Raw genomic sequence first — 16,426 nt, 5'->3', positions numbered from 1 at the left:
CTACCGCGCACGCGCGACACCGGCGTGCGCATCGGCCCGCCGTCCTCGCTAGGGTCGTGCGTGTGCCCGCCCTGAACCCCGACGACGCGCCGCTCCTCGATGCCTGGCAGCGCTACACGGCGGCCGCCGAAGCCGGCAACGTCACGCCGTTCAGCATCCCGGGGCACAAGCACCGCCGCGACCTCGTCGGCGAGGTGATCCGCGGCGATGTGCCGCTGTTCGCGGGGCTGGACACCATGAAGCAGTCGCACGGTCTCCTCGCCGACGCCGAGGCGCGCACGGCCGCAGCGTGGGGCGTCGACTGGGCGCGACTGTCGACGGGCGGATCGACGCACGCGAACCAGGCGGCGGTCCTCGCGCTCGGCCGGCCCGGCCAGTCCGTCGTCGTGTCGCGCACGCTGCATCGCTCGGTGCTGCTCGGCATCGTGTTCGCGGGGCTGCGACCGGTGTGGGTGCGGCCCGAGGTCGACGCCGCGACGGGGCTTCCGGGTGCCGTGCCGGCCGAGGTCGTGGCATCCGCCCTCGCCGAGAACCCCGACGCGTGCGGTGTGCTGATCGGCGACCCCTCGTATACGGGCACGCTGTCGGACATCGGCGGGATCGCGGATGCGGCGCACGCCGCCGGAGTCCCGCTGGTCGTGGATGCCGCGTGGGCGGCCTACTTCGGCTTCTCGCCGCTCGTCCCCGCTCACGCTCTCGCTCGCGGTGCGGATGCGCTCGTGACCAGTGCTCACAAGACGCTGCCGGCCTGGAGCCAGGGGGCTCTGCTCGTCGCCCGTACGACCCGGGCCGGAGGCCTGCTCGACCCCGACCGGCTCGAACGCGGCTTCGATGCGTCGAACTCGACGAGCCCCGCCGGCGCGATCCTCGCGAGCATCGACGCGTCACGCGCACTGCTGCAGCGCAACGGCGAGCATCTCATCGGACGACTCGTCGCGCTCGTGTCGCGCGCCCGGGCGCGGCTGTCGGCGGTCGACGGCATCGAGGTGCTCGAGAGCCGGCCCGGCCTCGCGGTCGATCCGGCCAAGCTCGTCGTGCTCGTCGCCGGCACCGGCGCCCACGGGCACTCCCTCGAGGCCGACCTTCTCGCCGAGGGGATCAGTCTCGAGATGGCCGACCGCGACGTGCTCGTGCCGATGGTCACACTCGCCGACGACGAGCGCTCGGTCGATCGCCTCGTCGACGCCCTCATCGCGGCCGTCGACCGGCACCGGGGCAGCCCGCGCAAGGTCGCGCCCTCATCGGCGTGGGCGGTCGAACCGCATCAGGCGCTCACCCCGCGCGACGCGTTCTTCGCCCCGCACGAGAGCGTCCCGGCCGACGCCGCCGTCGGCCGCGTGTGCGCCGAGCTGATCGCGCCCTACCCGCCGGGGGTACCCGTGCTCGCACCGGGTGAGATCGTCACGCGGGAAGCGCTGGACGCGCTGCGCGAAACGCGCGCCGACGGCGGTCGCATCGCCTACGCCGCCGACCCCACCCTGGCCACGATCCAGGTCGTCGCGACCGCCTGAGCGGGAAAAGACGAAGGGAGAACAGAATGTCCTCCCACTTTCAGAGTATCGCCGGAGGGGGGCCTTGCCGCAAGACCCCCCTCCTGGGGCAGAATCGATCCCCGCTCGCGCGGTGTGCGCCCGAGCGGGAGAGGCCGCATGACGAACGACCCGAAGGACCCGTTCTCGGATCTTCCGCCCGCGAAGGCGGATCCGTCGCTCATCGATGCCGACCGCAGGCACTTCGCGCGCATCGCCGATGCGCTGCGACACCAGCACGACGAGGCCGAGGCCCGACTCGCCGCCGCACGACGGATTCCGGCGCGCTCGGGTGAGGCCGCCGTCGAACGGGACCTCGAGATCCGCCGGCTCGGCAGTCGTCTTCGACTGCTCGGTCGGTTCGGGATCGACCTCTGCCTGGGCAGGATGACCCGTGCGAGCGGCGAGTGCGTGTACATCGGACGCACCGGACTCGCAGCGCCCGACGGCGAGCGGCTGGTCATCGACTGGCGCACGCCCGCCGCGGAGCCCTACTTCGCCGCGACGCTCGAGGATCCCCGCGGGCTCGTCTCACGCCGTCGCTATCGCTGGGCGCACGGCCGTGTCGTCGACTACTGGGACGAAGCGCTCGCCGCCGAGGGATTCGACGATCGCGCGTCGCTCGACGACCAGTCCGCGTTCATCGCGAGCCTCGGCTCGCACCGGACGTCGAAGATGCGCGATGTGCTCGCGACCATCCATGCCGATCAGGACGCGATCATCCGCGCACCCTCCCCCGGCGCCCTGGTCGTCGACGGCGGCCCGGGCACGGGCAAGACGGTCGTCGCGCTCCATCGCGCGGCGCATCTGCTGTATGCCGAGCCGCGGCTCACGCAGAGCGGCGGCGGGATGCTGCTGGTCGGCCCCCACCCGCACTACCTCTCGTACGTCGAAGACGTCCTGCCGAGTCTCGGCGAGGACACGGTGCGACTGTGCACGCTGCGCGACCTCGTGCCCGAGGGTCGTGACGCCGGCGACGAGAGCGACGCACGGGTCGCGGACCTCAAGGCCGCTCTCGATCCGATCGCCGTGATCGACGCCGCCGCGGCCGAGCACGAGCGGCCGCCCCGGCGTGCACTCCCGATCGATTCGCCGTGGGGCGAGCTGTGGGTGACCCGCGAGGAGTGGGCGGATGTGTTCCGCAACGCCGACCGCGGTGTCGCGCACAACGAGGCACGCGACGGTGTGTGGGAGGAGCTCATGGAGCTCCTCGTCGACCAGATCGACGACCCGGATGCCGCGCCGCAGGTCGTGCGCCGCTGGCTGCGCCAGGACGAGGAGCTGACCGGTGCGTTCCTGCGCGCCTGGCCCCTGCTCTCTCCGACGGAGATCGTCGCCCGGCTGTGGAGCGACGCGGATCTCCTGCAGCGCTGTGCACCGCATCTCTCGCCCGCCGACGCCGTGGCGTTGCAGCGATCCCAACCGCGGGCATGGACGGCAGCCGATCTTCCGCTGCTGGATGCCGCGCATCGACGCATCGGCGACCCCGAGGCGGCGCGACGCGAGCATCGCCGTCAGGCCGTGATCGCCGCGACGCAGGACCGGATGTCCCACGTCATCGACCACCTCATCGAGAACGACGACAGCGAGATGAAGGTCATGTCCATCCTGCGCGGTGAGGACGCACGGAACGTGCTCGCCGGCGCCGATGCGCCTCCGGTCGCCGATCCGGACGAGCTCGCCGGCCCCTTCGCCCACATCGTGGTCGACGAGGCGCAGGAGCTCACCGACGCCGAATGGCGGATGCTGCTGGCGCGATGCCCGTCGAAGAGCCTGACGATCGTCGGCGACCGCGCCCAGGCCCGGCACGGCTTCGTGGAGACGTGGACCGAGCGCCTCGAACGCGTCGGCGCCCGCGGCGTGCACCTCGCCCACCTCGGTGTGAACTACCGCACGCCGTCCGAAGCGATGGCGGCCGCGGCGCCGGTGATCCTCGCCGCGATCCCCGATGCGAACGTGCCGACCTCCGTCCGCGACAGCGGCATCGCCGTCCAGGAGGGCTCGGTCCATGAGCGGGACCGCATCATCGGCGAATGGCTCGCCGAGAACCCCGACGGCATCGCGTGCGTCATCGGAGACCCGGGCTTCGCGCCGAGGCCGCGGGTCCGCTCGCTCAGCCCCGCCGCCGCCAAGGGGCTGGAGTTCGATCTCGTGGTGATCGTCCGCCCCGACGACTTCGGGGACGATGTCACCGGCGCGGTGGACCGTTACGTCGCGATGACGAGGACGACGAGCCGGCTCGTCCTCCTGCGGCCCGCCCCGGTGCATCCCGTGTCACGCTGATCGGTCCGATCGCCCATGATTCACGACGGCGCTGCGCCGGCGATCTTGCTCGGGCACCGCGACGACAGGGCGTACCGCAGCAGCACGACATCGCCGATGGGCCGCGTGTCGAGCAGCCGCGCGCGGTGCTCGTCGTCCCACGGGAACCGTCCCGGATGCACGAAGCGCGGCGCGCCGGCTTCTCCCACGAAGAACGGCGCGATCACGAGCTGCAGCTCGTCGGCGAGCCGCTGCACGAGGAACTGCGTGTGCACGCGGCCTCCGCCCTCCACCATGAGCCGCCCGATCCCTCGCGCGCCGAGGTCGGTGATCGCGTCCGCCATCGGCGTCTCGCCGTCCAAGCCGACGATCGTCGCGCGATCGCCGAGCGCGCGCGTCAGGCGCCCGGCCTCACCGCGCGGGCAGTACACGATCTTCTCGACGTCGCCGAGCGTGAAGAACGCCGAGTCGGCGGGCAGGTCGCCCGTCGCCGTGATCGTGACTTTCGCGGGCGAGGCCGGCAGCCCCCGCGCGACCCGCGCGCGACGTCGCTCCTCGCTGCGCACGAGCAGCCGCGGATTGTCGCGCCGCACGGTCGAGGCGCCGACCATGATGGCGTCGTTGTCGGCCCGCAGCTGGTCGACGCGGTCGAAGTCGGCCTCGTTCGACATCGCGAGCCGGTGCGGCGCGGCACTGTCCAGGCAGCCGTCGAGCGACATCGCTGCGCTGAGCGTCACGTACGGCCGCGTCATGGCACACCCGCCAGGGCGTCCGAGACCCGCGCCACGGTCGTGTCCCACCCGCGTCGCAGCGGGCGCGCACGCCGGGCCGCCGTCGTCAGGCGGCCGCGCAGATCCGGGTCGGTCATCCACTGCCGCAGCGCGTCGGCGAGCGCTCCCGCATCGCCGGGCGGCACGAGGAGCGCGGCGTCGTCGGCCACCGCCTCGGGTACACCGCCGACCCCGCTCGCGAGGACGGGGATGCCGCGCGCCTGCGCCTCGGCGACGACCATGCCGTACGCCTCGACGCGCGTGGGCGCGACGAGCAGATCGGTGCCGTCGTACCGGCGGTCGAGCTCGTCCGCCGTGCACACGCCCGCGAGCTCGACGCGCTCGCGCAGACCGGCATCCTGCAGCCGATCGCGCAGGTCGTCGACGAAGGCGGGATCCGCGTCGGTCGCGCCGGCGAGGGTGCAGTGCCAGTCCGGGATGCCGGTGAGTTCGGCGAGCGCCGTGACGAGGACGTCCTGTCCCTTGTGCGGGGCGAGCACGCCGACGCACAGCAGCGCTCCGCCATCTTGCGTCCCGGACGCGACGGTGGCGGGGGCGACCCCCGGCGCGGCCACCGCGACGTCGTCCCGATCGAGCTGCGCCGCCGTCCATTCGCTCGTCGCGATGACGGCGCGTGCGGCGCGCACCGCACGCCGCTCCCCCTCGGCCGCGGCGGGATCGGGCTGCGGGAACGCCGACGACACCATGTGCGCGAGCACGACGATCCGAAGGCGCGCGGAGGCGTCTTCGATCGCTGCCGCCGAGGCACCCGCGACGAGACCGTCGACGAGCACGAGGGCGCCGTCGGGTTCGGCCTCGAGCGCGCCCCGGGCCTGGGCGGGATCGACCTCGACCGTGCGCACGAGCCATCCCGTGCGAAGGAGCCCGTCGCGCACCTGCCGGTCGTACACGTTCCCCCCGCTCACCCGCGCGGGATCATCGAGCCCGCGCGGCACGACGAAGCTCACGGCATCCGTCACAACGCGACCTCGTAGGTCGCCCACGCGATGTGCGATTCGTGCAGCGTCACCGCGATGGCGTCGATCCTGCCGGCATCCGCTCCGAGATCGCCGTTCCGCGCGGCCGTCACGAGCTGCTGTGCGACGTACTCGCACAGGCGCTCCGTCGTCGTGTTGACGCCCGTGAAGCGGGGGTCGTCGTCGAGATTGCGGTAGGTCAGCGACGACAGGATGCCGCTCAGCACCTCGGAGGCGAGGCCGATGTCGACGACGACGCCGTTCTCGTCGAGCTCGGCGACGCGGAAGGCCGCGTCGACGACGAAGGTCGCCCCGTGCAGCCGCTGCGCGGGGCCGAACATCTCGCCGGTGAAGCTGTGCGCGATCATCATGTGGTCGCGCACCGTGAGCGTGTAGGTCATTCGTCGTCCTTCCAGTCGATGACGTGGCAGAGTCCGGGCAGGTCGCCGGCAGCGATCGCCGCCATCGTCTCGGGCAGTCGGGTCCACGACGACTCGCCCGTGAGGAGTGCGTCGTAGGCGGGGTCGCGCAGCAGCCGCAGCGCGATCTCGAGCCGGTCGCCTGTCGTGCGCGTGCCGCGTCTGCGCGCGGGCACGACACCGACCTGACTCGAGCGGATCGTGAGTCTTCTCGAGTGGAAGTCCTCGCCCAGCGGCAGGCTGACCTCGCGGCTGCCGAACCAGCTCGCCTCGATGATCTCGCCCTCCGTCGCCGCGGTGCGCAGAGCGGTTCGCAGGCCGTCTTCCGAGCCGCTCGTGTCGATCACGATCTCCCGGCCGTGCGGAGCGTCCGCGGGCACGTGGAAGGCGACGTCGAGGGCGGCGCACACCTCGGCCTTCGTCTCGTCGACATCGACGACGGCGATCTGCACGCCCGGGATGCCGCGGGCCAGACGCGCGACGGCACAGCCGATCATGCCCGCACCGATCACGGTGATGCGGTCGCCGACGAGGGGTGCGGCATCCCACAGGATGTTGACCGCGGTCTCGACGGCTCCCGCGAGCACCGCTCGGCGGGCGGGCACACCGTGGGGCACGAGGACGAGCGCCGACTCCGGCACGACGAAGGCGGACTGGTGCGGCGCGAGCGTGAAGACGGTGCGGCCTTCGAGGGTCGACGGTCCCGTCTCGACGACCCCGACGTTGAGATAGCCGTACTTGACGGGTGCGGGAAAGTCGCCCTCTTGGAGAGGCGCCCGCATGCGGGCGTGTTCGCGCTCGGGAACCTCGCCGCGGAAGACCGTCGACTCAGTGCCGCGACTGATGCCCGTGTAGACGGTGCGCACGCGGACGTCGCCGAACTCGGGGTCGCGGATCCGTTCTCGGCGCAACGCCCCTCGGCCCGGCTCCTCGATCCAGAACGACGTCGCCTGCACCGCCATCCCCTCCGTTCGTCATCACCTCGGTCGCGGCCACAGGCCGGTCAGCGCCCACGTCTCGCGGGTGATCGGCCGACGTCCCCACCTTCCCGCATCCTGCGCGAGGTCGCGAGGGGTTGCTTTGCCGCGCGGCTCGGCTACAGCGGTCGCTTCCGCGGAGCGCTGTTGCTCACAGCGCCCGCCTATGCCCGGCGGCTAACGTTTCGGTCATGCGCGCGAGGCCGGAATCCGTGACCGTCATGACCGAGGACGGGCCCAGCGTGTTCTCGCCCGATCAGCTGCGGACGATGCGCGACGAGTTCCAGCGCTTTCTGCTCGACTACCAGTTCGGACTGCGCGAAGTCGAGACGAAGCTCGGCATCCTGCGCGACGAGTTCCTCCTCGTTCACGACTACAACCCGATCGAGCACGTGTCCAGTCGTGTCAAGACCAGCGACAGCCTCATCGACAAACTCGTGCGCAAGGGCATCGACCCCTCACTCGACACGATCCGCCGGGAGGTCACCGACATCGCCGGCGTGCGCGTGACGACGAGCTTCGCCCCGGACGCCTACCGCCTGTTCGACCTTCTCGCCGGACAGGACGACATCACCGTACGCACGGTCAAGGACTACATCGCCGAGCCCAAGCCCAACGGGTACAAGAGCCTGCACGCGGTCGTCGACGTGCCTGTCTTCCTGTCCACGGGTCGCGTCAGCGTGCCGGTCGAAGTGCAGTTCCGCACGATCGCCATGGACTTCTGGGCCAGTCTCGAGCACAAGATCTATTACAAGTACGACGGTGTCGTCCCCGACGGGCTGCTGGCCGAGCTGAAGGATGCGGCGGACTCCGCCGCGGAACTCGACGCCCGGATGGAGCGACTCCACGGCGAACTGCGCGCCCCGGATCGCCGCGGACTCATGGCGGTCTAGACGAGACGGGTCATTCGCCGCCGTCGAAGACACCGCCGTCGAGGAGCCAGTTGTAGCGCAGCCGCAGCGCGCGCTCCGTGCTCGCCACGAGCGTCGCGATCAGGAGCGAGATATTCGCCCAGGCGGGGAGGTGGATCGGGCTGATGAACGTGCCGACGCTTTCGGCGACGGGCGGAATCCGCGTGATCTGCTCGATGATCTGCGGCACGCCGATAACGAGGGCGACGAGGAGCACCGCGACCGAGGCGATCCCGATGCCACGACTGAGCGCGGGGCGCGTCGTGTTCAGTCGTGAGCGCCGGCCCTCCGCAGACGCCGAATCGGGGCTGAGCTGCCGTTCGGTCCCGTCGTCGGCGATGTAGTGGCAGCGCTTGAGCCCGAAGCTGCTGGCGACGACCTCGATCGTGCCGCCGGGCACGGCGAAGGCTGCGGGAAGCTTCGACCGCGCGAGGTTGCGGCCGTCACGGTACAGCTGGGCGATCACTTCACCGTTCGAGTCGCCCCACAGGCGCACGTCGACGGACCAGACCTGGGGTCTTCCGTGCTCGTCGGCCAGTCGCAGGTGGAACAGCGACCGAGACAGGGGCTGCCACCACCGGTATCCCGGCAGCACATGGCCGTCTCCGGGCTTGGCCCGCCGTGCAGCTCGCTTCCTCTTCCCGGAACCCATCGTTCGAGCCTAACGCGGGCGATTCCGCGTCGCAGAGATCAGGCGATCTCGCCGTTCGCGACCGTTTCGGCGAGCGCGTGCACGCGCGGCAGGTGGTGGCTGCCGTAGAAGTCAGCGGCCGTCAGGCGCGCGGCATCCGTCTCGGTCTCGGTCGGGTGCGCGAGCACAGCGGCGACCGCCTGCGCGTGCATCCATCCGCCGGCGAGTGTGCCGAGGAGCATCAGGTACGGCACGCTCACGGCGTACGCGTCGCGCGATCCCTCGAACGCGAGCAGATCGGTCGTCGCCCGGCGGGCCGCATCGACGGCGCGCGCGAGCTGGTCGGCGGTGCGTGCGGCCGTCGGCGCATCCCGCGCGCGCAGTCCGGCGACCGTCTCGTCGATCAGGTCGAACAGGTGCTCTGCCGTCACCCCGTTGTCGCGCAGCACCTTGCGGCCGACGAGGTCGTTGGACTGGACCGCCGTCGTGCCCTCGTAGATCGTCGTGATGCGCACGTCGCGATAGTGCTGTGCGACCCCCGTCTCTTCGACGAAGCCCATCCCGCCGAAGACCTGGATCGCGTCGCTCGTGACGCCGATGGCGTCTTCGGTCGTCCAGCCCTTGAGGATCGGCACGAAGAACTCGGCGAGGGTCGCGACAGCGGGGTCGGTCTCGCCGCGATCGAGCAGGTCGCCGACGTAGACGCCCAGCGCGCGCATCGCGAAGATCTTGCTCGACATCGACAGCAGCAGACGGCGCACATCGGGGTGCTCGGCGATCGGCGTGCCGGCGGGCCGGTCGAGGACGCGTCCTTGCAGGCGCTGCGCGGCGTAGTCGGCGGCTTCCTGGTAGGCGCGGTCGGCGATGCCGGTCGCCTGGAAGCCCATGCCGGCGCGCGCCGAGTTCATCATGACGAACATGCCGGCAAGGCCGCCGTGCAGCTCGCCGACGAGGTAGCCGGTCGCGTCGGCGTAGTCGAGCACGCAGGTCGGGCTGCCGTGGATGCCGAGCTTGTGCTCGATCCCGACCGTCGTGATGGCGTTGCGCTCCCCCAGCGAGCCGTCGCCGCCGACGAGGAACTTCGGCGCGACGAACAGCGACAGGCCCTTCGCCCCCTCGGGCGCTCCGGGCGTGCGCGCCAGCACGAGGTGCACGATGTTCTCGGCGATGTCGTGATCGCCCCACGTGATGAAGATCTTCTGCCCGCGGATCGCCCAGCTGCCGTCATCGCGCGGCGTCGCGAGCGTGCGGATCGCGCCGAGATCGGTGCCGGCGGCGGGCTCTGTGAGGTTCATCGTGCCCGTCCAGCGCCCGGACACCAGCTGTGTCAGGTAGGTCTCGCGCAGATCCTCGGATGCCGCGGCGTCGAGGGCGTGGATCTGTCCCGCCGTCAGCAGCCAGCACAGCGCGAACGCGGCGTTCGAGGCGTTCCACATCTCGCCGAGGCCCGCGCGGATGCCGCCGGGCAGCCCGTCGCCGCCGGCCGAGACGGGAGCCTCGGCGGTGACCCATCCGGCCTCCACGAAGGCCTGATACGCCTCGGCGAAGCCGTCGGGCAGGCGCACGTCGCCGTCTTCGAAGCGTGCGCCGACCTCGTCGCCGATCCGCTCGAGGGGAGCGATGACGGATGCCGCGAACTCTCCGGCTGCCGCGAGGATCTCGGTCGCGTCGTCGGCCGTGAGCTCTCCCGCCGTCGCGCGCGAGACGAGGTCGGTGCCGAACACCTCGCTCAGCAGGAACGTGTAGTCCTCGATCGGGGGACGGTACGAATCGACCATGAGAGCCTCTTTCACACGACGACGGCAGTGGGACTTCGGTTCAGTCTACGTGAGACTAGGTGTCACGCGGCGGCGTAGTCCTCGGTGTGCACGCGGACGGTGGCAGCGCCGGCGAGCAGCTTCGAGACGGGGCAGCGCGCGTGCGCGGCGGCGAGCACGCGCTCCACCTCGGCGACCCCGGCACCCTCGGCGGACAGGTAGGCGTCGACATGGAACTCCAGTCCGGGGCCGGGCCGCGCATCGTGCAGCGCCACCTCGACACGCACGGCGGTGCGCCGAGCACCGCCGACGATGACCTGCGCCGTCGCGTTGAGGCACGTCGCCCAGGCCAGGGCGAGCAGCTGCTCCGGATTGGTCGCGTCTGAGTCCGCGGCATCCGACAGCGGCGACGCGACGGCCACCTCGAGCCCTCCGGGCACGCGGCTCACGCCGTCACCGCCGTCTGTGTTGAAGGCCGCCGTCCGGTACCGTGCACGCATCCGGCCAGTATAATTGGACGCTGTACATCAATTCGCCGGAATGCGCGGCGCAAGCAGGAAGCGACCCGACGCGATGGGCACAGCCGAGCCGGCGATCGTGACGTTCGACGCCGTCACGAAGCACTTCGGCGCACCCGCCGAGGGACGGCCCGCGCTGCGCGACATCGATCTCACGATCGAGCGCGGCGAGATCTTCGGCGTCATCGGAGAAAGCGGCGCCGGCAAGTCGACACTGCTGCAGCTCGTCAACGGGCTCACCACCGCGACCTCGGGAACCGTCACGGTCGACGGTTCCGACGTCGCGACGCTCGGTCGGCGAGCGCTCCGGATGCTGCGTCGCGACATCGGCGTCGTGTTCCAGGGCATCCACCTCCTCAGCAGCCGGACCGTGCGCGACAACGTCGCCCTGCCCCTCACGCTCGCGAAGCGGACGAACGGCCGGGCGCAGCGGGAAGCCGTCGACGAGATCCTCGCGTTCGTCGGGCTCTCGCATCGGGCCGACCACTACCCCGCTCAGCTCAGCGGCGGCGAACAGCAGCGCGTCGGTCTCGCGCGGGCGCTCGTGGCCAGACCCGCCCTGCTGCTGTGCGACGAGCCGACCTCGTCACTGGACGCCGCGACGACCTCCGACGTGCTGCGTGTGCTGCGCAACGCTCGCGACGAGCTCGGCACGACCGTCGTCGTCATCACGCACGACCTCGACGTCGTCAAGGCGCTCTGCGACCGTGCGGCACTGCTCGAGCGCGGCGTGCTGCAGGAGCTCTTCCGCGTCGCGCGCACGGAGTATCCGACCCTTCCCAGCTACCGCGAACAGGTGCGACGGGAGCTGATGAGATGACCTGGCTCACCGAGCTGTTCGACGAGTACGGCGACGCGATCGTCGAGTCGCTCGCCGAGACCGGCTACATGCTCGTCGTGTCTCTTGCCGCCGCCGTGCTCATCGGTCTGCCGCTGGGCGTCATCGTCTTCCTGACCCAGCGCGGCGGACTGGCCGAGCACCGCGTGTTCTGGTCGGCGGCGAACATGTTCATCAACATCGTGCGCTCCTTCCCGTTCCTGCTGCTCGTGGTGTTCCTCATCCCATTCACGCGCCTGGTGATGGGCACGAGCTTCGGCACGCAGGCGGCGACCCTCCCCCTGTGCTTCGTCGCCGTCGCGATCTACGCCCGCCTGGTCGAGCAGATCCTGCGCGAGATCCCCGCGGGCATATCGCGTGTCGCCGATGCGATGGGCGCGACCCTTCCCCAGGCGGTGTTCCGCGTGCTCCTCCCCGAAGCGCGGTCCGGTCTCGTCTACGCGCTGACCTCGGCCGCGATCAGCCTGCTGTCGTACTCGACCGTGCTCGGTGTCGTGGGCGGCGGCGGCATCGGCGACTTCGCGATGCGCTACGGCTACCAGGAATACAACGACGCCCTCATGTACATCACGATCCTCATCATCATCGTGTGCGTCCTGGCCATCCAGGCCGTCGGCTACCGCACGTCGCAGCGCCTCGACCACCGCTGATCTTCAGCGCACAGAACCCCCACCACAGAAAAGAGAAGTACCACCATGGCAAAAGCCCGCTTCGGCATCCTCGCCGGCCTCGTCGCCTCCGCGCTGCTCATCGGAGGCTGCGCGTCGGGCGGCGACGACGCGCAGCCCGAGCCCGGCGGCGATGAGACGGTGACGATCCAGGTCGCCGCGGTCACCTCTCCCATGACGGATGTCGTCACGGCGGCCGCCGAGGCCATCGAGGACGGCTACGAGATCGAGCTCGTGGAGGTGTCGGACTATGTGACGGCCAACGTGATCGTGAACGCCGGAGACGTGTTCGCGAACTTCTCGCAGCACGAGCCGTACATGGAATCGTTCAACGCCGGCAACGACGGCACCCTCGTCGCGGTGCAGCCCGTCTACAACTTCGTCATCGCGTTCTATTCGAAGACGATCGACGACATCGCCGATCTTCCCGAGGGCGGCACGGTCGCGGTGCCCGACGACTCGTCCAACCGGGGCCGCGCGCTGAAGCTGCTCGCCGATGAGGGGATCATCACCCTCGACGCCTCCGTCGATCCCTACGACGCGACCGTCGCCGACATCGCCGAGAACCCGAAGAACCTCGAGTTCCTCGAGGTCGGCATCAGTGCCCTCAACGCCGCATACGACGAGGCCGATCTCGTCTTCCAGTGGCCGTCGCACATCGCCGCACTCGGCCTCACGCCCGAGCAGGACGGCCTCATCACCGAGCTCGACGACCGCTTCGTGCTGCACCTGGTCGTGCGCGACGAAGACGCCGACTCCGCCGCCACGGCCGCCCTCAAGACAGCGTTCGCGAGCGACGAAGTGCGCGAGGTCATCGAATCGAACGGCACGATCCAGCCCGCCTTCTGACCGGAAGCCGGATGCACCGGGGGCGGCGCCGGGTCGATCCACGCGATGGGCCGGACGTCAACCCCGGTGCTGCGGTGCGCGGGCTCGCCTAGCGTCGCGTGCAGGAGAGAAAGGAGTCATCCCATGACTGCTGCACGCGACATCATGACCCTCGACCCGACGTGCGTGCGAGAGAACGACACCCTCGTCGACGCGGCCCGGCTGCTGCGGGACCTCGACGTCGGCGCGCTCCCGATCTGCGGCGAAGACGACCGACTGAAGGGCATGCTCACCGACCGCGACATCGTCGTGCGCTGCATCGCCGACGGCGGCGACCCCGTCACGACGACGGCCGGCAGCCTCGCGCAGGGCAAGCCCGTCACGATCGGCGCCGACGACGACATCCGCGAGGCGCTGACGGTGATGCAGGACCACCAGGTGCGGCGTCTTCCCGTCATCGACGGCCATGACCTGGTCGGGATCATCAGTCAGGCCGACATCGCCCGCGAGTTGTCCGCCACTCAGACGGGTGAGACGGTCGCCGAGATCTCGGAGGACTGACGCTAACGGTCCTGTGGGGCATCGGTGGCACCCTCGGTCGCTCCGCTCGCGGCGTCGGCCTGCTGCTCCCCCTCGTGCATCTGCTCGGTGAAGTCGTCGCCCGCGAGGTCGGATCCTGGGCCGGTACGGTTCGGGTCGTCTCTGTCCATACCCACCATCGTGCGTCGCGCCCTGCGAGAGGGGAACGCCCTTGACACGGCGTGACGATCCACCGCCGCTGCGGCGTGCCGCGGGGTGGATGGCGCGCGTGGCGGGACAGCCTCGCCTGCTGCTGGCGGCGAAGACGGCCCTCGCCGCGACGCTGGCCTGGTACCTGGCGCCTCTCATCCCCTTCGCCGAGGACCAGTACTCCTATTACGGACCCCTCGGCGTGCTCGTCACGATGCACCCCACGGTCGCGCGATCGCTGCGGGTCGGCGCGCAGGCCCTGCTCGGCCTCGCGCTCGGCATCGCGCTCGGACTCGGCGGCATGGCGCTCGCGCGCCTGGATATGCCGGCGGGTCTCGTGCTGGCCGGTATCGTGCTGATCGCGATCCTGATCGGCGGGTTCCGTCGTCTGGGCGCGGGCCGCGACTGGATCGCGCTCGCCGCGCTGTTCGTCCTCGTCGCCGGCAACAACGCCGAGGACTTCTCGGTGTCGTACCTCGTCACGATGGGGTTCGGCGTCGTCGTGGGGGTCGTCGTGAACCTCGTGGTCGTGCCGCCGCTGTATCTGCGGCGCGCGAGCGAGAAGCTGACCGAGCTGCGCGCCACGGTCGTGCGGGTCCTCGACGAGCTGAGCGACGCGGTCGCGCACGCGCGACTCGACGACGAGCGCCTTCACGCGGCGGTCGACGAGCTGGGCGCCGTGATCGCAGCCGTCACCGACGACGTCGCCCAGGGCGACGAGAGTCAGCGCATCAATCCGCGCGGCCGTCGGCACACGGGCGAGCAGGATGAGAACGCCCGGCGCCTCGCGGCGCTCGAGCGCACGTCGTTCCTCACGCGCGACCTCATCGATGTGATCCTGCACATGGATGCCGCCGAGGATCCGACGCTGACGAGCACCCTGCGCGACGACCTCGCGCGCGCGATCCGGCGCACCGGCGAGCTCGTCGACGCCCCGCTCGGCTCGAAACGGGCGCCGGACCTGCTGCACGCGGCATCCGATGCCCTGGAGTCCTATGAGCGCGCGCTCACCGATCAGACGGCGGCGGCCATGCCGCAGGTCGCGAACGAGGCGGGGGCGGTGCTCGCCCTGCGCCGCATCATCGACGTGTCGCGCGACTTCGTGTAGCCGCGCGGTTCAGAGGTTGCGCTCGGTCTGACGCTCGGACGGACCGCCGACCTCTTCGGGCAGCTTCTCGACGGGGATCAGGACGATGTCCTGGATCTTCCAGTCGAGGTTGATGCACTCCTCGCGCGCTTCGCGCAGCTTGCGCACCGACACCTTGCCCGTCGTCGCCGGCACGACGAACGCCTCGACGTGCAGGACGTGGCCCTGATCCCGCGTCCGCGATCCGGCCGCCCGCACCCAGGGCTGCCGCAGGAGCACTTCGTCGATCTGCCGCGTGAGGGGGTGCGGCTCGCTGTCGTCGAAGGTGGTCGCGGCGGTGTCCATCAGGTCGGTGATGGCCGACTTCATGTTCCTGAAACCGTCCCACAGGATGCTCGCGGCGATGAACAGCGCGGCGGCCGAGTCCATCCACCACAGCCCCAGCCCGATGCCGCCCACGCCGATGATCGACCCCACGGCGGTCATCCAGTCCGCCTTGTTCATGTCGGCATCGGCATACAGCACCTTGTCGTGCAGCTGCTCGGCGAGCTTCATCTTGACCCGACCGAAATAGACCGGAAGCGGGATCGTCAGCGCCATGACGAACATCATGAGCCAGCCGAGCCAGACGGTGTTCCCGAAGAGCTCGACCGAGCCGATGGGGGGATGCTCGGCCGTGAGCAGGCCCGTCGCGGAATCGACGACGAGGAACAGCCCCATCGCGAGGAGCGCCACGCCCGCGACGAGATGCGCGACGCCGACCGCGCGGTGGAAGCCGTAGGGATACTTCGCCGAGGGCGGCCGGTTGACGATGCGCACGGCCAGAAGGAAGGCGATCGGCGGGGCGAGCGAGAGGATGTCTTCGATCCACGCGGCCTTCATGGCCTGCGAATTGCCCATCACGAGGTAGATGAGCGCGATCATGACGATGAGGAACGCGATCGTGCACCATTCGATCCGGATCGCGCGGCGAAGGGCCTGCTCCTGGTCGGGCGGAAGCTCGTTCCTTCCGAAACGCACCGCCATGGCTCAGCCCTCCGAGTTCCGCAGGAAGTGCTCGACGCTCACGAGGAACGCGTTGTCCCCCATCGGGGCGAGCATCACGTGGCGCCGGGTCTTGCCGTCGGCGTCGGTCGATTCCGCGTACGGCGCCGTCACCGCAGCCATCTCGGTCCACGGGGTGTCGTCGTGGAACCCGGCGATGACGAGGTCCAGCTCACCTCGCTCGAGAGCCTCGACGAGCGGGGCCTCGCTCCCCTCGGTCCACTCGGTCTCCGCCCCGAGCTGCTCGGCGTACTGCCGGACGAGTTCGACCTCCGACCCCGACGGGTCGGAGGTCTGACTCAGCTGCGTCCAGGGCGGATTGTGCGAGACGCCGACGCGCAGAGTCCCCCCGGTCACCCTCTCGAGGGTGCCCTCGGGGTCGGCGGGGATTCCGCCCGAGCACCCCGTGAGCGAGGCGATCGCGACGATCGCGCCGACGGCGATCGCCCGGAGCCTTCTCGACATGCCCTGAGCATAGATC

General features: G+C 70.6%; 18 protein-coding genes. 8 read left to right on the top strand and 10 right to left on the bottom strand.

Annotated features, from left to right (window positions below):
* The first annotated feature begins 62 nt into the window (after positions 1–62).
* Positions 63–1,511 carry an aminotransferase class I/II-fold pyridoxal phosphate-dependent enzyme gene (locus ACWICD_RS08965; protein ID WP_454139955.1) on the top strand — a complete coding sequence of 483 codons (1,449 nt, stop codon included), beginning with the start codon at positions 63–65 and terminating at the stop codon, positions 1,509–1,511.
* Positions 1,512–1,649: 138 nt separating this feature from the next.
* Positions 1,650–3,812, top strand: a complete 2,163-nt coding sequence (helR, locus tag ACWICD_RS08960) for an RNA polymerase recycling motor ATPase HelR (RefSeq protein WP_454139954.1) — start codon at positions 1,650–1,652, stop codon at positions 3,810–3,812.
* A gap of 20 nt (positions 3,813–3,832) precedes the next feature.
* Here helR and ACWICD_RS08955 read toward each other — a convergent pair whose 3' ends face one another.
* From ACWICD_RS08955 to ACWICD_RS08940, 4 genes are read right to left on the bottom strand one after another with little or no spacing between them, the layout of a single operon-like run.
* Positions 3,833–4,543, bottom strand: a complete 711-nt coding sequence (locus ACWICD_RS08955) for a RibD family protein (RefSeq protein ID WP_376128681.1) — start codon at positions 4,541–4,543, stop codon at positions 3,833–3,835.
* Positions 4,540–5,541, bottom strand: coding sequence for a glycosyltransferase (locus tag ACWICD_RS08950; protein ID WP_454139953.1), 1,002 nt, complete (start codon positions 5,539–5,541; stop codon positions 4,540–4,542). The genes ACWICD_RS08955 and ACWICD_RS08950 overlap by 4 nt, the downstream gene beginning before the upstream one ends.
* Complete coding sequence (locus ACWICD_RS08945) at positions 5,538–5,939, bottom strand: 6-pyruvoyl trahydropterin synthase family protein (protein WP_376128685.1); 402 nt, start codon at positions 5,937–5,939, stop codon at positions 5,538–5,540. The genes ACWICD_RS08950 and ACWICD_RS08945 overlap by 4 nt, the downstream gene beginning before the upstream one ends.
* The gene (locus ACWICD_RS08940) at positions 5,936–6,919 is read right to left on the bottom strand and encodes a zinc-dependent alcohol dehydrogenase (protein ID WP_376128687.1); all 984 of its coding nucleotides are present in this window, start codon (positions 6,917–6,919) and stop codon (positions 5,936–5,938) included. Before ACWICD_RS08940 ends, ACWICD_RS08945 begins: the two co-directional genes overlap by 4 nt.
* A gap of 206 nt (positions 6,920–7,125) precedes the next feature.
* Between ACWICD_RS08940 and ACWICD_RS08935 the strand changes: the two genes are divergently transcribed.
* The gene (locus ACWICD_RS08935) at positions 7,126–7,827 is read left to right on the top strand and encodes a GTP pyrophosphokinase (RefSeq protein ID WP_376128689.1); all 702 of its coding nucleotides are present in this window, start codon (positions 7,126–7,128) and stop codon (positions 7,825–7,827) included.
* Positions 7,828–7,837: 10 nt separating this feature from the next.
* Here ACWICD_RS08935 and ACWICD_RS08930 read toward each other — a convergent pair whose 3' ends face one another.
* The 3 genes from ACWICD_RS08930 to ACWICD_RS08920 form a co-directional block, all read right to left on the bottom strand.
* The gene (locus tag ACWICD_RS08930; protein ID WP_376128691.1) at positions 7,838–8,497 is read right to left on the bottom strand and encodes a hypothetical protein; all 660 of its coding nucleotides are present in this window, start codon (positions 8,495–8,497) and stop codon (positions 7,838–7,840) included.
* Positions 8,498–8,535: 38 nt separating this feature from the next.
* Positions 8,536–10,254, bottom strand: coding sequence for an acyl-CoA dehydrogenase (locus ACWICD_RS08925; RefSeq protein ID WP_454139952.1), 1,719 nt, complete (start codon positions 10,252–10,254; stop codon positions 8,536–8,538).
* Between the two features lie 62 nt (positions 10,255–10,316).
* Entirely contained in the window at positions 10,317–10,733 is a 417-nt protein-coding gene (locus ACWICD_RS08920; protein WP_376128694.1) for an OsmC family protein, read from the bottom strand.
* A 73-nt stretch (positions 10,734–10,806) separates the two neighbouring features.
* Between ACWICD_RS08920 and ACWICD_RS08915 the strand changes: the two genes are divergently transcribed.
* The 4 genes from ACWICD_RS08915 (at position 10,807) to ACWICD_RS08900 (ending at position 13,646) form a co-directional block, all read left to right on the top strand.
* Positions 10,807–11,571, top strand: a complete 765-nt coding sequence (locus ACWICD_RS08915; RefSeq protein ID WP_376128695.1) for a methionine ABC transporter ATP-binding protein — start codon at positions 10,807–10,809, stop codon at positions 11,569–11,571.
* Complete coding sequence (locus tag ACWICD_RS08910) at positions 11,568–12,239, top strand: methionine ABC transporter permease (protein ID WP_376128697.1); 672 nt, start codon at positions 11,568–11,570, stop codon at positions 12,237–12,239. Before ACWICD_RS08915 ends, ACWICD_RS08910 begins: the two co-directional genes overlap by 4 nt.
* A 45-nt stretch (positions 12,240–12,284) precedes the next feature.
* Positions 12,285–13,106, top strand: coding sequence for a MetQ/NlpA family ABC transporter substrate-binding protein (locus tag ACWICD_RS08905; protein ID WP_454139951.1), 822 nt, complete (start codon positions 12,285–12,287; stop codon positions 13,104–13,106).
* Between the two features lie 123 nt (positions 13,107–13,229).
* The gene (locus ACWICD_RS08900; RefSeq protein ID WP_376128701.1) at positions 13,230–13,646 is read left to right on the top strand and encodes a CBS domain-containing protein; all 417 of its coding nucleotides are present in this window, start codon (positions 13,230–13,232) and stop codon (positions 13,644–13,646) included.
* 2 nt (positions 13,647–13,648) lie between these two features.
* Here the strand turns inward: ACWICD_RS08900 and ACWICD_RS08895 are convergent, their stop codons facing one another.
* The gene (locus ACWICD_RS08895; RefSeq protein WP_376128703.1) at positions 13,649–13,795 is read right to left on the bottom strand and encodes a hypothetical protein; all 147 of its coding nucleotides are present in this window, start codon (positions 13,793–13,795) and stop codon (positions 13,649–13,651) included.
* Between the two features lie 41 nt (positions 13,796–13,836).
* On the opposite strand from ACWICD_RS08895, the gene ACWICD_RS08890 reads away from it, so the two are divergent.
* Positions 13,837–14,922, top strand: coding sequence for an FUSC family protein (locus ACWICD_RS08890; protein WP_454137038.1), 1,086 nt, complete (start codon positions 13,837–13,839; stop codon positions 14,920–14,922).
* Between the two features lie 9 nt (positions 14,923–14,931).
* Here ACWICD_RS08890 and ACWICD_RS08885 read toward each other — a convergent pair whose 3' ends face one another.
* A complete protein-coding gene (locus tag ACWICD_RS08885) occupies positions 14,932–15,927 on the bottom strand; it encodes a cation diffusion facilitator family transporter (RefSeq protein WP_454139950.1) in 996 nt (331 codons plus the stop codon).
* A gap of 3 nt (positions 15,928–15,930) precedes the next feature.
* Positions 15,931–16,410, bottom strand: coding sequence for a transporter substrate-binding domain-containing protein (locus ACWICD_RS08880; protein WP_376128705.1), 480 nt, complete (start codon positions 16,408–16,410; stop codon positions 15,931–15,933).
* Between the last annotated feature and the right edge of the window lie 16 nt (positions 16,411–16,426).

It is taken from the genome of Microbacterium sp. NPDC055357 (genome assembly GCF_053644835.1).
This window is presented reverse-complemented; position numbering and strand designations above follow the sequence as displayed.

What these genes read in the sequence shown, in the direction of transcription:
- ACWICD_RS08900 (WP_376128701.1), top strand. Translation starts at nt 13,230, where the DNA reads ATGACTGCTGCACGCGACATCATGACCCTCGACCCGACGTGCGTGCGA.
- ACWICD_RS08925 (WP_454139952.1), bottom strand. Translation starts at nt 10,254, where the DNA reads ATGGTCGATTCGTACCGTCCCCCGATCGAGGACTACACGTTCCTGCTG.
- ACWICD_RS08920 (WP_376128694.1), bottom strand. Translation starts at nt 10,733, where the DNA reads ATGCGTGCACGGTACCGGACGGCGGCCTTCAACACAGACGGCGGTGAC.
- ACWICD_RS08930 (WP_376128691.1), bottom strand. Translation starts at nt 8,497, where the DNA reads ATGGGTTCCGGGAAGAGGAAGCGAGCTGCACGGCGGGCCAAGCCCGGA.
- ACWICD_RS08895 (WP_376128703.1), bottom strand. Translation starts at nt 13,795, where the DNA reads ATGGACAGAGACGACCCGAACCGTACCGGCCCAGGATCCGACCTCGCG.
- ACWICD_RS08880 (WP_376128705.1), bottom strand. Translation starts at nt 16,410, where the DNA reads ATGTCGAGAAGGCTCCGGGCGATCGCCGTCGGCGCGATCGTCGCGATC.
- ACWICD_RS08935 (WP_376128689.1), top strand. Translation starts at nt 7,126, where the DNA reads ATGCGCGCGAGGCCGGAATCCGTGACCGTCATGACCGAGGACGGGCCC.
- ACWICD_RS08885 (WP_454139950.1), bottom strand. Translation starts at nt 15,927, where the DNA reads ATGGCGGTGCGTTTCGGAAGGAACGAGCTTCCGCCCGACCAGGAGCAG.
- ACWICD_RS08915 (WP_376128695.1), top strand. Translation starts at nt 10,807, where the DNA reads ATGGGCACAGCCGAGCCGGCGATCGTGACGTTCGACGCCGTCACGAAG.
- helR (WP_454139954.1), top strand. Translation starts at nt 1,650, where the DNA reads ATGACGAACGACCCGAAGGACCCGTTCTCGGATCTTCCGCCCGCGAAG.
- ACWICD_RS08945 (WP_376128685.1), bottom strand. Translation starts at nt 5,939, where the DNA reads ATGACCTACACGCTCACGGTGCGCGACCACATGATGATCGCGCACAGC.
- ACWICD_RS08905 (WP_454139951.1), top strand. Translation starts at nt 12,285, where the DNA reads ATGGCAAAAGCCCGCTTCGGCATCCTCGCCGGCCTCGTCGCCTCCGCG.
- ACWICD_RS08955 (WP_376128681.1), bottom strand. Translation starts at nt 4,543, where the DNA reads ATGACGCGGCCGTACGTGACGCTCAGCGCAGCGATGTCGCTCGACGGC.
- ACWICD_RS08910 (WP_376128697.1), top strand. Translation starts at nt 11,568, where the DNA reads ATGACCTGGCTCACCGAGCTGTTCGACGAGTACGGCGACGCGATCGTC.
- ACWICD_RS08940 (WP_376128687.1), bottom strand. Translation starts at nt 6,919, where the DNA reads ATGGCGGTGCAGGCGACGTCGTTCTGGATCGAGGAGCCGGGCCGAGGG.